The organism is Nautilia sp. (genome assembly GCF_053994455.1).
This window is the reverse complement of record NZ_JBMYAU010000115.1, coordinates 1-11,226: the sequence shown is the minus strand read 5'-3', so window position 1 is coordinate 11,226 and position 11,226 is coordinate 1. Positions and strand designations below refer to the sequence as shown.

Below are 11,226 nucleotides of genomic sequence, written 5' to 3'. Positions count from 1 at the left end.
AAGTTTTTCCCTTATAGATATAAGAGAGCCGTTTGAATACCAGATGATGAGAATAAAAGGAACCGACGAACTGCTTCCTATCAGCAGGGTTCAGTATGAACTTGATAAATGGATGAAATATAAAGATGAAAGAATTATAATTTACTGTCATGTCGGCAGCAGAAGCAGGTATCTTCAAAAAGCCCTTCAGCAGCAGTTGGGTTTTACTAAAGTAGGGAATCTCACATACGGTATTGCCGATTATTTCGGTGAAGTTGAAAGAGGGTGAAATTAAGTGAAAAGTGAAAATGTAAAATGGGAAATTGAGAGTGGAGAATGGAAAGTGATAATAGATAAAATCCATAAAAAAGGCTGTTTATGAAATTTAATGTAATTGTAAAAGAAGATAAACTTGACGGTGGTTATATTGCGTATGTACCTGAGCTTAAAGGTTGTTTTACTCAGGCGGACAGCCTTGATGAATTGAAAAAAAACATAATTGAGGCAATTGAAGTTTCGTTGGATGAAAATGAAGAAATCAGTCCGATTTTTGGAATATGGGAGGTAGATGTAAATGCCGCCAATTCCTATAATTAGTGCAAAAGATTTTCTAAAATTCTTAGAATTTAAAAGATTTGTTTTAGTGAGACAAAAAGGATCTCATAAAAGATTTAAACATTCAAATGGAAAAAGTATTACTGTATCACGGAAAAGCTAACCTTAAAAGAGGGTTATTAAAGGGAATGTTGAATTCAATTGATGTTGAAGTAGATGAATTAATTGATTTTTTAAATAAAGGTAAATAATGTTTATAATTGGAATTCCTGTAAAAAACGAAGTGTGCGTAGGAAGCAAAGAAGCTGAAAAATTCGCCAAGGTTTTTGTAAACAACGGTGCGATAGAAAAAATAGACTATTTTGAAAACAGGGATGATCTTGTAGGAACAGTTCATTTTTTTGTAACACCTAAAGAAGAGTATGTTTTCGATTTCCTTGAAGCCGGTGCCGAGCCTCTCATGACTCCGGCGTCAGAGATGAGTATAAACGACGTGGTTGAGGCGTTTTTGTTCAGGGAGCTTTTCTCGTACGGAAGCGTATAAGAAGTGAAAAATGAAAAGTGAAAAGTGAAAAATTCGGGTGGAGAATTGAAAATGTCAAACGGAAAACTAATTAATGAAATCATTGGATATGAGCCGAATATCAATGTAGGTGTAACGAGTGAAAAATTAAAAACGCTTGTAAATGAAGAAAATAGAAACGTGGAAATATTAGATGGTGATTTGAGTGCTAAAAGGTTTTATCATTTTATAATCTGTGATGAAAAAAGAGATCCAAAACCGCTTTTCAGGGCGCTTCGAAACGGCGGGTATATGATTTCCCTCGTTGAAATGGACGATAATGAACTATATGACATCGGATTTAGCGCACTTAACAGGATGGACGGGCTTTTGATAGCTAAAAAAGTCCATTCCTGGAACGACTGGTAAAGGAGAAATATGTTTTTAGAAGCGGCTTATGAGGCGGTAAGAAAAAGAGACGAAAAAATAAACGGGTATTTTAAAAAATGCCCTGATGACATCAAGCAGCTTTTTGAGGCTATTTTAAAAGAGCTCGGGCTGGAAATAAATGAAGAAAACCTGCTGAGCCTTAAAAAAAGGTTTTTTCACCTGAGGGAAGACAGTATTTTAAACCTTTTAAAAAAAGGAAATTTCAGCGAAGAGGAGATTAAGGAAATTCAGCTTGATTTATATGAGCTTACAAAAAATTTCTGGCTCAAAGAGCATGAAGAGCTTATCAAAAACATAGCGCCTTTTGTGGGGCCTTTTTACGCTGAAATTTTAAAAGGCGTCCATAAAATAGGGATTGCTTTTAGCAAATGGCAGCCGAATTGGACTAAACACATAATCCATACGATTAATGAGGATTTAAGCAGGGAATTCGGAGAAGACGAGGCTAAAGTAATGGCGTATCTGATTGAAAAAGATCTGATTGACAGGGGTTATGACGGTGAATTCGGGGATAGATGCTATTCGGTTTTGGTAAAAGGCGAAAGCGGCGGTTATATTGCAAAAAGCTACTGCGAAATTTTCGAGGAAGAGGTAAACGAGGCGGTAAAAGCGATTGACGAGCTGATACTTGCCCTTGAAAATTTAGAGGATGAATACAAACTTCAGTGGATACTCTATTTTCATGCTTTGAAAATGGCGCTTCTTGAAAAAAACAGACACGAACTTATTAAAAAATGGGCTGAGGTCGACAAACTGTGGATGGATATAAAATCACCCGTACAGGTGGGGCATCCTCTCGAATATTATGAGGATAAATACAGAAAAGCCGTGGCTCTTGAGCTTGATGTGAGAATAAAAAACCCGACTCTCAAAAGCGAAGTCAAAGACAATATATTGGCTATGTATAAAAAATACTGCAAAGATGAAAAACTTTTAAAAACGGCTTTAGGCAACATAAAAAAAACACAGCTTTACATTTCATCACCCGCCACGTTTTACGGGGCGGAGTTTAACGGGCTTTTCAGTGCGCAGGTAGTTCCGAACGACGAGACGGTAAGCGCCGTTAAAGGCAAAAAGATATTTGCGTTTGTCGATAAGGTGTATGAAGACACCAAAGCAAGGCCCCAAATGGCTTTAAGTTATGAAATTTTGGGAAAAGAGTTTATGAAGAGATTTTATAAAGACCTCGAAGATAGGGAAAAATTCGTAAAAGTTTACGACATAACAACAATCGGGCATGAATTCGGACATATTTTATGGGTTGACGAAGATACCGAAAGCGCTATGAACAAATCCGGAATGTTTAAAAACGTAGAGGAGTTTAAAGCCACGACGGGTGGGCTTATGGCGTTTTTTGAAAATGAAGACGAAAATTTAAAATGTGCCGTTTTGGACGATACGATTAAAAGGGCCGTGGGGCTTATTGCGTGGATGGAGGTCGATGAGGTGCTTCCTTATTATATTGAGGGGCTCATCCATTTAACGGGGCTGTTTGAGAGCGGAGTAATTGAGTTTAACGGCGAAAGTTTAGAGTATGATTACGAGAAATACGATAAATTAAAAGAGTGGTATAAAAAAACGTATCTTAAATTAGCGGATTTTTATGCCCAAAAAGCGGACGCAAAAGAGTTTTTGGACGAATTTATATATAAAAACGGAAATTTTTATCCTAAAAATAAACAAACGGAAAGATTTGTGAGGTATTATTATGAAAGATACAGACAGATAGGAGATAAAATTTGGAGAGGTGATGAAATTTAAAACGTTTTATTCCACAAACACGTCCTTTTTTTATGCGGTAACCGAAATAAAAAAACGTATTGACGCGGAATTCGGTGAATATGATTTTATTTTTTTCGGCATACATCCGGAATATGAAGTTGAAGAAATAAACTTTGTAATCGGAAAAGTGTTTGAAAACCCGGAGTATGTGGGATTTCACGCCATAAATCTTTTTTCGGATACAAAAATTATAAAAGGCGTGGTGGCGGGCGTGTTTAAATTCGAAAGAAAAGGGAAGGTAAACATTTATTACTGTAAAAACCTTTCTAAATACAATTTATATAAAACAAGGGATTATCTTAACGGAAGAAGACAGGATACACATTTTATTATAGCTTCCCTGGCCGATGAATATTTTTCTTTTTTTATAGAAACCCTCTCCTCAAAGCTTGATTATTTCCCCGTTAACAATATCATAGGCGGAATTTCGTCGGGAGAAAAGTATGATGGTGAGGTCAGGACTTTTCAGTTTGTCGACGGTGAGATTATTAAAAACGGATTCATTATTGTCTCTTTCGAAAACGTAGATTCCCGTATCGATATGTCTTTGGGGTTTTTGCCTTACGGCATAACCTATGAGATTACTAAATGCGATAAAAACAAAATATATACTGTGGATTATGATAAAAATTTTTCCGATATTTTACGCAGAATACTCAAAGGTATAAAAAATCCGAAGGAAGAATATCTGTGGTATCTGCCTATTAACATTATGGATGACGACGGTTATGTATCCACGCTCAGGACGGTGGAAAAACTTGAAAATGAATATATAAAACTTTACGGTCCCGTTAAAAAGCATCAGAAGTTTAAACTTTCTTTCGCAACTAAATACGACCTGATAAGAGAAGATGAAAGATTATCTAAAAAACTTGCCAAAAAACTTGATAAAATAGAAGCGGCATTTAATTTTTCCTGTGTTGCGAGACAGTATATTTTAGATGACAAACAAAGATGCGAGCCCAGGATTTACGTTGAAAACTTCGGTTCTCATCTGTTCGGTTTTTTTACTTTCGGGGAAATCGGCCCAGATAAAAAATATAAAAAGCTGAAACTTTACAACGAAACATCTTTAGTGTGCATTATGAAAGAGAAATGATGAAACAGGAAGAAGTGGAAATTATTTTATTGAAAAATTTATTAAGGGAAGTAACGGTAAAATACGACGAACTGATTAAAAAGCAGAAGAAAATTTTAAAAAAGACATTTAAAGAGGCTATTAACGATTCTTTAACGGGTCTTTACAACAGGAAATTTTTTTATGAAAACGTTTATAAACTTAAAGACATAGCTAAAAGAAATAACGGCAAACTCATTATTTTATTTATAGATTTGGATGATTTCAAAAAAATAAACGACCGGTTCGGACATAAAAAAGGGGACGAAGTTCTTAAAAAAGCCGCTTTAATACTCAAAAAAAGTTTAAGAAATTCCGACATCATTTCAAGAATGGGAGGTGATGAATTTGTCGTGGCGGTGTTAAACGGAAATGAAAAAGATATAGATAAACTTGTTAAAAGGGCGAGGGGAAAAATGGAGTCCGAAATAAAAGGGGTTTCGTTTTCTTACGGATATTCGGTGTATCCTGACGACGGGGAAGATATAGAAGAGCTGATTCAAAAGGCCGATGAGAGAATATACTCCAATAAAAGGAAAAGAAAAAATGTTGGATTTAAGCGAAGAGAAAATCAGGAAACTCCATAAAAAATGTAAAGGTCAGAATAAGGATCTGTATATGTTTTTAAAAGAAGAAATGCCTGATCTTCCGGTTGATGAAAGGTTGAAATATCTTGCAACGGTTTTAAACGATTTTATAGAAGAGTACGAATGGGACGAAAAAGCCCCCCGCCATAAGGACGGGGGCTATTCGATAGTAAAGTTCTGGCCTAAAAATCAGTCGTGAAGACCTTTTTTTGAAAGCCAGCCGAGGTAAACAAGTACCAATCCGTCCATCAAAAAGCTCACACCTACGATTATTCCAACCGTAAAAGGCGCGTTAAAAGGCCATCCGATAAGCATAATTATTCCGAGCAGCAGGCTAAGCATACCGTTAAGCGCCGCAAGACCCCAACCTTTTAACGGTCTTAAATCAAGTGCCATTCCGAAACTTGCAAACGCGTCCATAAAGAAGTACGCCGCAAATAAAATAGCAACGGCCGCAATACCGCTTCCGGGCCAGATCAGCAAAAGCACACCGGTTACAAAAAGCAAGAACACTTTAAACCATGCCCCGAGGGATTTTTGATGCGCTTTAAATGTAATGTAGCCCTGAATTATGGAACCGCTTATAAACAAAGCACCTAAAAACACCACGAATGCCACACTTCCCGCCAACGGATTGGCTATTGCCAAAACTCCGGCCAGAGCCATTAACACACCTGTGATAATCGACATGGTACTGAATTCTTTCAGTTTTTCCTTGTCGATGTTGTTTAGTACGAACATTTTGTCCTCCTTAAAAGTTTTACAGAAATAATTATAAACTATTTTAGATTAAAATGTCAAGTATATTGAGTGATAAAGACTTAATTTATTTGAATGAAAGAAAAAAAGAGAAGAAGGTGTCAGCCGTCTATCGGAAGGCCTTCCGTCGGAAGCTCTTCAACGAACCAAGGGAGCCCCTGTTTGTTAAGCTGGTATAAAAACGGGCGTGCGGGGAATTCCTCCATGTTTTTAACACCGGTTTCAAACCACTGTTTTTCGGCTATCATCAAACAGCCAATCATAGCAGGCACCCCGGTGGTATAACTCACACACTGCGCCCCTACTTCCCTGAATGCACACTGGTGGTCGCAGATGTTGTAGATGTAGTATCTTTTTTTAGTCCCGTTTTTATAGCCGGTGGCAACAACGCCTATATGTGTCTGTCCTTTTGTTCTCTCTCCTAAGCTTGCAGGGTCTGGGAGAACTTTTTTCAAAAACTCCATAGGACTGATTTCGCAGCCTTCGGCTATTTTAACCGGTTCGATGCTTGTCATCCCTACATTTTGCAGGGCGTTTAGATGCCACAGATAATTGTCGCTGAACGTCATAAAAAATCTTGCTCTTTTAATGCTCGGAAAGTTTTTGGTAAGGCTTTCAAGCTCCTCGTGGTAAAGAAGATAGCTCGGATATTCCCCCACCTTCGGATAGTTCCATTTGAATTTTACGCTCATGGGCTCTATTTCCTTCCATTCGCCGTTTTCGAAATATTTGCCTTTTTGGGTAATTTCACGGATATTGATTTCGGGGTTGAAATTAGTGGCGAACGGATAGCCGTGATCTCCCGCGTTGCAGTCTAAAATGTCGAGATATTCTATTTCGTCAAGCAGTTCCTGTGCGGCGAAAGCGGTAAATACGTTGGTAACCCCCGGATCAAAACCGCTTCCTAAAAGCGCCATAAGCCCGGCTTTTTTAAACTCTTCGTTTTTTGCCCACTGCTCTTTGTATTCGAATTTCGCCTCATCCGGATGTTCGTAGTTTGCGGTGTCGACATAGTGCGCCCCCGCTTTAAGACAGGCGTCCATAATAGCGAGATCCTGATAAGGCAGGGCAACGTTTAATACGATTTCGCTGTTAGTGTCTTTGATTAATTCGGCGGTTGCGTCCACGTCCATGGCATTTATTTCGTACGTTTCGATTTCGACGCCGAGGCGTTCTTTAATGTCTTTGGCAATGGCGTCGCATTTGCTTTTCGTTCTGCTTGCAAGCACTATTTTTTTAAAAATGTGATCGTTCATTGCGGCTTTAAAGGTAGCCACGCGGCTAACTCCCCCGGCTCCTATGATTAAAAGGTTACTCATTATCGCTCCTTTGTAGTTTTTGTCCTTCGTTATCCCAGAAGAAAACAACCCATTTATCCGTTTCTTTTATACATATATCCGGCATAACCTTTGTGTTTTTTCTGTAAAACAGGGTTGCGATTTTTATTTCCAGTTCGGGGTATTCTTTTTTAAGTTTGTCAATAATGGCCTCAAACGTGTCTCCGCTGTCGCTAATATCGTCTACGATAACGGCTTTTTTTATCCGGGACAGATCCGGAAAATTAAAAAGTTTTACTTCTTCGAGTTTTTTCGTATCGTCATAATGTATGGCATTTATGGTATATACGTCTCTTATATTGAGATTTTCTCCGAGAAAATGGGCTATTGTCAAACCTCCCCTTGCCACCGCAATTATACATTCGGGGTCAAGTTTTTTTATCCCTTCCGCCAAAGTGTTAATGTCTTTTATAAATTCATTATACGAATAAAAATATTTTTTTATCATTTTAATCCTTTATTTCTGTTATTTTAATCGGAAGTCCGTCTTTTTCCATCTCTTCAAAAAACGGTTTTGCATCGAATTCCTCAACGTTTTTAACACCGTCTTCCCACCAGATTTTTTTAGCCATGAGTTTGCAACCTATAATTGCGGGTACGCCGGTGGTATAACTTACGCAGTGCGCTCCCGTTTCCTCGATGGCTTTTTCGTGGTTGCATATGTTGTATATGTAGAATTTTTTATCAACGCCGTTTTTTTTACCTTTTGCAATTACGCCTATGTTTGTACGGCCTTTATAGTTTTTGACAAGATCTTGAGGATCCGGAAGCACTTTTGCCAAAAACTGAAGTGGGGAAATTTTTACGCCCTCACACACTTCAATAGGTTCAATGCTGAACATTCCGACATTTTTAAGAGCGTTGAAATGGTAAAGATACTGTTCGCTGAAACACATATAGAATTTTGCGCTTTTTAAATTCGGAAAATGTCTGATAATACTTTCAAGTTCCTCATGCCAGATGAGTATGCTTGCGGCTTCGCCGCATTCGGGATAATCGTGCTTTATCTGGACTTCGAACGGTTCCGTTGTTTTCCACTCTCCGTTTTCCCAGTATTTGCCGGGAAGATTCAATTCCCTTAGGTTGATTTCCGGATCAAAGTTTGTGGCAAATGCCCTGCCGTGGTTTCCGAAGTTGCAGTCGTATATTTCAATCTCTTCAAGTTCGTCTAAAAGGTAATCAGCTGCGTATTTAACCATTACGGAAGTGACGCCCGGATCGAATCCGCAGCCTAAAAGGGCCATGGTGCGGGCTTTTTTAAATTCTTCGTCAAGTTCCCACTGCAAATCGTAATAGGTATCGGGGTTTTCTTCCGTTTCGGCCAGGGCCGTGTCAAGATATGCGCATCCCGTTTCCATACAGGCGTGCATAATTGGAAGGTTCTGATAAGGAAGCGCGACATGGCAAATGATATCGATATCCTCTTTTTTTATAAGTTCTGTTACGTTTTGTTTTTCATTTGCATCGAGGGAGTATGTTTTTATTTCAACACCGAGTTTTTTTTTGATGTCATTTGCTATGTCGTCACATTTTGATTTTGTTCTGCTTGCTAAAACAATTTTATTAAAAACATCCGTGTTTTGTGCCGCTTTGAACGCTGAAACCCTTCCTACGCCTCCGGCGCCGATTATTAACAGATTCGCCATTATTCTCCTTTTTTTCAAATTATAACATTTTTTGATTTTCATTATGATATAATTATTAAAAACGGAGTTTGTATGAGGGTTTCTCTTATTCAGCAGGAATTTAAAGGCGATAAACGGAAAAATGTCGAACACACCCTTGAAATGATTGAAAAGACGAAAGGGGAGCTTGTTGTTTTGCAGGAGCTTCATCAAAACGAATATTTTTGCAAGTGTGAGGATACGAAATTTTTCGATTACGCCGAAAGTTTCGAAGAAGATGTTGAATTTTGGAGAAAAGTTAGCGAAAAGAGGAATATAGTTTTAATAACGTCCCTTTTTGAAAAAGTAATAGAGGGGGTGTATTACAATACCGCGGTGGTGTTTGACAGGGGGAAAATCGCCGGTAAATACAGAAAAACACATATTCCGGACGATCCGGGTTTTTATGAAAAGTTCTATTTCACCCCGGGTGACGAAATCGAGCCTGTTGAAACGAGTGTGGGCAGGCTCGGAGTGCTTGTGTGCTGGGATCAGTGGTATCCGGAACCCGCAAGGATTATGGCTTTAAAAGGAGCGGAGGTTTTAATATATCCTACAGCAATAGGGTGGCTTATGTGTCCTGAGGATAGGACTGACGAGCTTTGTGAAAAGGAAAACACTCCCGAAGAAAAAGAGAAAATGCTTAATGCCTGGCTCAGCGTCCAAAGAGGGCATGCCGTGGCTAACGGTGTGTATGTCATAGCCGTAAACCGTGTTGGAAAAGAAAGGGACGAAAGCGGGGTGCTCGGAGGAATAGAATTCTGGGGCAACAGTTTTATTTACTCTCCGCAGGGGGAGGAGGTATGTAAAGCCGGCGGCAAAGAAGGGGTAATCGAAGCCGAAGTTGATCTTAAGCATGCCGCTGAAGTCAGAAAAATATGGCCGTTTTTCAGAGACAGAAGAATCGAGCTTTACAACTGCCTGGAAAAAAGGTACTGTTAAGGTTCCGGATGCGGTGGTTGTTGCTGTTTGTGGGGGTTTTTCTGTTCGGAAACGTAAACGTGTACGTTGATGAGGATTTTAACTACTATATACCCAAACCGTTTGCGAAAAAGGTTTTTTCGCAAAACAGCGATATAAAAAATTCGTTTTTAATACTTAGTTACAACTATCTGCCTTTGATTATAGAAAACAATCTGAGCGTTATTTGCGGAATAGGCAAAATAAAAACCTATATCATATCCCACAAGGATTTAAAAAAGATAAAAGTTGCCGCTAACGTAAATTTTCCGGCAAAAATACTTTTTGACGCCGTCGGGAATGTGAAATACGTAAGCGCCACGTTTGAAGATTATAAAAAACGTAAAGTCGACGCAATAGTGACCGATAAAAAATTATACGCGCCGGGCTCTTTTTATTATGACCTTGACAAAATCGGTATGAGTTTTAACAGATATTATCTGGTTGCAGACGGAGAGTTTTTGAAAAAACACCAAAACGAAGCCTCTTTTTTAAGCGTTTATTTCCCTAAAATACAGTTAAACGCTTCGCTTGTGATAAGTGCTTATTATATGCGTGAGAAACTGAACGTCTCTTCAATTTATGACGATATGTTTAAAGATTATCTGACTAAAAAGTTAAAAGTTGTCGCTACACCTTTCTGGCCTCCTTTTGATTTGAATGTTCAGGGGGAATTAAGGGGGATAGGGATAGACTTTTGGAAACTTATAGCCAAAAAAGCCAATCTTAATTACGATTTGATAGTGGAACCAGTCTGGATTAAGATATTAAACGGTATAAAAAACGACAAATACGACATTACACCCAACACTTCGGAAACGGAGGACAGAAAAAAATATGCGGTGTTTTCAAAACCTTATATCGAATTTCCTTTTGCGGTGGCCTGTAAAAACGGGCTTTATATAAAAAGTATAAAGGATATAAAATCCCTTGCGGTCGGATACAATTACACGGCCCATAAGGTTATGAAACGGCATTATCCGGATTTGAACTTTGTAACGGCTAAAAGCGTAATGGGCGCTTTTGAACTTGTGAACGAAGGAAAGGCGCAGTGTGTCGTAGACGTGCTTCCCACGGTTGTCTGGCTTATAAACGAAAAAAACATCGGGGATATGAGGATTTTTTTTAAAACGCCTTTTACTTTTAAACTTCAGGTTATGTTAAGAAAAGATCTAAAAGAGATAAGAGACAAAATAAACGAGGCTATAGATGAAATTTCCATTTTTGAAAAAAACAGAATTATTTCTAAATACATAGGGGAAAAATTTGCCATTGAAAACAGGCCCGTAAAGCTGTTTTATGCGGTGATATTCGTACTGCTGTTTATTCTGTCCGTAATATTTTATGTTGCGTTTAAATATAAAAGGGAATCGGAATTTGACGCTTTGACGGATGTATACAACCGGGGCGCCATAGAAAAAATTTTAAATAAAAAAATAAAAGAAACGGACGGAAGCGTTATATTTTTAGATATAGACCATTTTAAAAAGATCAATGACACTTACGGACACGAACAGGGGGATTTGGTGCTTTC

Annotated in this window: 16 protein-coding genes; 12 read left to right on the top strand and 4 right to left on the bottom strand. The window is 38.3% G+C overall.

What is annotated here, in order from left to right; translation table 11 throughout:
* From ACXJIE_RS08195 to ACXJIE_RS08150, 10 genes are all read left to right on the top strand, one after another.
* Positions 1-268, top strand: a 268-nt coding sequence (locus tag ACXJIE_RS08195) for a rhodanese-like domain-containing protein (protein ID WP_456480483.1), incomplete at its 5' end; no start/stop codon positions are given.
* Between the two features lie 89 nt (positions 269-357).
* On the top strand, positions 358-576 hold the full coding sequence (locus ACXJIE_RS08190; RefSeq protein WP_456480482.1) for a type II toxin-antitoxin system HicB family antitoxin: 219 nt from the start codon (positions 358-360) through the stop codon (positions 574-576).
* A complete protein-coding gene (locus ACXJIE_RS08185; RefSeq protein WP_456480481.1) occupies positions 554-697 on the top strand; it encodes a type II toxin-antitoxin system HicA family toxin in 144 nt (47 codons plus the stop codon). The genes ACXJIE_RS08190 and ACXJIE_RS08185 overlap by 23 nt, the downstream gene beginning before the upstream one ends.
* Positions 663-785, top strand: a complete 123-nt coding sequence (locus tag ACXJIE_RS08180; protein ID WP_456480484.1) for a hypothetical protein — start codon at positions 663-665, stop codon at positions 783-785. Before ACXJIE_RS08185 ends, ACXJIE_RS08180 begins: the two co-directional genes overlap by 35 nt.
* Positions 785-1,078: a hypothetical protein gene (locus ACXJIE_RS08175; protein ID WP_456480480.1), complete on the top strand. Its 294-nt coding sequence runs from the start codon at positions 785-787 to the stop codon at positions 1,076-1,078. The genes ACXJIE_RS08180 and ACXJIE_RS08175 overlap by 1 nt, the downstream gene beginning before the upstream one ends.
* Before the next feature lie 24 nt (positions 1,079-1,102).
* Entirely contained in the window at positions 1,103-1,465 is a 363-nt protein-coding gene (locus tag ACXJIE_RS08170) for a hypothetical protein (protein WP_456480479.1), read from the top strand.
* Positions 1,466-1,474: 9 nt separating this feature from the next.
* Positions 1,475-3,247: an invasion protein CiaB gene (gene ciaB, locus ACXJIE_RS08165; RefSeq protein WP_456480478.1), complete on the top strand. Its 1,773-nt coding sequence runs from the start codon at positions 1,475-1,477 to the stop codon at positions 3,245-3,247.
* On the top strand, positions 3,237-4,367 hold the full coding sequence (locus ACXJIE_RS08160; protein ID WP_456480477.1) for an FIST N-terminal domain-containing protein: 1,131 nt from the start codon (positions 3,237-3,239) through the stop codon (positions 4,365-4,367). Before ciaB ends, ACXJIE_RS08160 begins: the two co-directional genes overlap by 11 nt.
* A complete protein-coding gene (locus tag ACXJIE_RS08155; RefSeq protein ID WP_456480476.1) occupies positions 4,367-4,972 on the top strand; it encodes a GGDEF domain-containing protein in 606 nt (201 codons plus the stop codon). Before ACXJIE_RS08160 ends, ACXJIE_RS08155 begins: the two co-directional genes overlap by 1 nt.
* Positions 4,932-5,171: a hypothetical protein gene (locus tag ACXJIE_RS08150; RefSeq protein WP_456480475.1), complete on the top strand. Its 240-nt coding sequence runs from the start codon at positions 4,932-4,934 to the stop codon at positions 5,169-5,171. The genes ACXJIE_RS08155 and ACXJIE_RS08150 overlap by 41 nt, the downstream gene beginning before the upstream one ends.
* Here the strand turns inward: ACXJIE_RS08150 and ACXJIE_RS08145 are convergent.
* The 4 genes from ACXJIE_RS08145 to ACXJIE_RS08130 all read right to left on the bottom strand — a co-directional run bounded on the left by ACXJIE_RS08145 (position 5,162) and on the right by ACXJIE_RS08130 (position 8,714).
* Positions 5,162-5,713 carry an HdeD family acid-resistance protein gene (locus ACXJIE_RS08145; protein ID WP_456480474.1) on the bottom strand — a complete coding sequence of 184 codons (552 nt, stop codon included), beginning with the start codon at positions 5,711-5,713 and terminating at the stop codon, positions 5,162-5,164. The genes ACXJIE_RS08150 and ACXJIE_RS08145 overlap by 10 nt on opposite strands.
* Before the next feature lie 119 nt (positions 5,714-5,832).
* The gene (locus ACXJIE_RS08140) at positions 5,833-7,050 is read right to left on the bottom strand and encodes a saccharopine dehydrogenase family protein (protein ID WP_456480473.1); all 1,218 of its coding nucleotides are present in this window, start codon (positions 7,048-7,050) and stop codon (positions 5,833-5,835) included.
* Complete coding sequence (locus tag ACXJIE_RS08135) at positions 7,043-7,516, bottom strand: phosphoribosyltransferase (RefSeq protein ID WP_456480472.1); 474 nt, start codon at positions 7,514-7,516, stop codon at positions 7,043-7,045. The genes ACXJIE_RS08140 and ACXJIE_RS08135 overlap by 8 nt, the downstream gene beginning before the upstream one ends.
* Position 7,517: 1 nt before the next feature.
* Complete coding sequence (locus ACXJIE_RS08130; protein ID WP_456480471.1) at positions 7,518-8,714, bottom strand: saccharopine dehydrogenase family protein; 1,197 nt, start codon at positions 8,712-8,714, stop codon at positions 7,518-7,520.
* A gap of 72 nt (positions 8,715-8,786) precedes the next feature.
* On the opposite strand from ACXJIE_RS08130, the gene ACXJIE_RS08125 reads away from it, so the two are divergent.
* Both ACXJIE_RS08125 and ACXJIE_RS08120 read left to right on the top strand, forming a co-directional pair.
* Positions 8,787-9,674, top strand: a complete 888-nt coding sequence (locus tag ACXJIE_RS08125) for a carbon-nitrogen hydrolase (RefSeq protein WP_456480470.1) — start codon at positions 8,787-8,789, stop codon at positions 9,672-9,674.
* 8 nt (positions 9,675-9,682) lie between these two features.
* A partial coding sequence (locus ACXJIE_RS08120; protein ID WP_456480469.1) for a transporter substrate-binding domain-containing protein occupies positions 9,683-11,226 on the top strand: 1,544 nt, incomplete at its 3' end.

Excerpts from the sequence above, each read along its gene's own strand:
- ACXJIE_RS08190 (WP_456480482.1), top strand. The coding sequence starts at position 358 with ATGAAATTTAATGTAATTGTAAAAGAAGATAAACTTGACGGTGGTTAT.
- ACXJIE_RS08185 (WP_456480481.1), top strand. The coding sequence starts at position 554 with ATGCCGCCAATTCCTATAATTAGTGCAAAAGATTTTCTAAAATTCTTA.
- ACXJIE_RS08180 (WP_456480484.1), top strand. The coding sequence starts at position 663 with ATGGAAAAAGTATTACTGTATCACGGAAAAGCTAACCTTAAAAGAGGG.
- ACXJIE_RS08175 (WP_456480480.1), top strand. The coding sequence starts at position 785 with ATGTTTATAATTGGAATTCCTGTAAAAAACGAAGTGTGCGTAGGAAGC.
- ciaB (WP_456480478.1), top strand. The coding sequence starts at position 1,475 with ATGTTTTTAGAAGCGGCTTATGAGGCGGTAAGAAAAAGAGACGAAAAA.
- ACXJIE_RS08160 (WP_456480477.1), top strand. The coding sequence starts at position 3,237 with ATGAAATTTAAAACGTTTTATTCCACAAACACGTCCTTTTTTTATGCG.
- ACXJIE_RS08155 (WP_456480476.1), top strand. The coding sequence starts at position 4,367 with ATGAAACAGGAAGAAGTGGAAATTATTTTATTGAAAAATTTATTAAGG.
- ACXJIE_RS08150 (WP_456480475.1), top strand. The coding sequence starts at position 4,932 with ATGTTGGATTTAAGCGAAGAGAAAATCAGGAAACTCCATAAAAAATGT.
- ACXJIE_RS08145 (WP_456480474.1), bottom strand. The coding sequence starts at position 5,713 with ATGTTCGTACTAAACAACATCGACAAGGAAAAACTGAAAGAATTCAGT.
- ACXJIE_RS08140 (WP_456480473.1), bottom strand. The coding sequence starts at position 7,050 with ATGAGTAACCTTTTAATCATAGGAGCCGGGGGAGTTAGCCGCGTGGCT.
- ACXJIE_RS08135 (WP_456480472.1), bottom strand. The coding sequence starts at position 7,516 with ATGATAAAAAAATATTTTTATTCGTATAATGAATTTATAAAAGACATT.
- ACXJIE_RS08130 (WP_456480471.1), bottom strand. The coding sequence starts at position 8,714 with ATGGCGAATCTGTTAATAATCGGCGCCGGAGGCGTAGGAAGGGTTTCA.
- ACXJIE_RS08125 (WP_456480470.1), top strand. The coding sequence starts at position 8,787 with ATGAGGGTTTCTCTTATTCAGCAGGAATTTAAAGGCGATAAACGGAAA.